At 45.1% G+C, this 253-nt stretch carries 1 protein-coding gene; it reads right to left on the bottom strand.

Translation table 11 applies throughout. From position 1 onward, the window contains the following. Positions 1 to 35 precede the first annotated feature (35 nt). Positions 36 to 253, bottom strand: a 218-nt coding sequence (locus LRL21_RS45355) for a hypothetical protein (RefSeq protein WP_240422265.1), incomplete at its 5' end; no start/stop codon positions are given.

The following is a 253-nucleotide window of genomic DNA, read 5'->3' as shown; positions in this document are numbered from 1 at the left end:
GGGCAGACTTGTAGTAGGACGTAGGATTCATTTGGTTAGGCAGGGATCTTGAGATGTTTAAGGATGTCGAATAACGGCTTTTTCTCCAGGGCCTGCTGGTACACGTAGACGATGATCTGTCCGAAATCACGCCTGTTGATTAACCAAAATATGTAACAAAAAAGACCGCCGATTCGGGTAAATGGTAAGTACCACCAAACCATTCCGAAAAGAGGCGACCTCATGAATAAGTCTACCTTATTCCGAACGTTGG

This window comes from Paenibacillus periandrae, from assembly GCF_022458865.1.
Lineage (GTDB): Bacteria > Bacillota > Bacilli > Paenibacillales > NBRC-103111 > Paenibacillus_S > Paenibacillus_S periandrae.
Note: the sequence above shows the minus strand (reverse complement) of the source record. Positions and strands in the feature narration are given on the sequence as shown.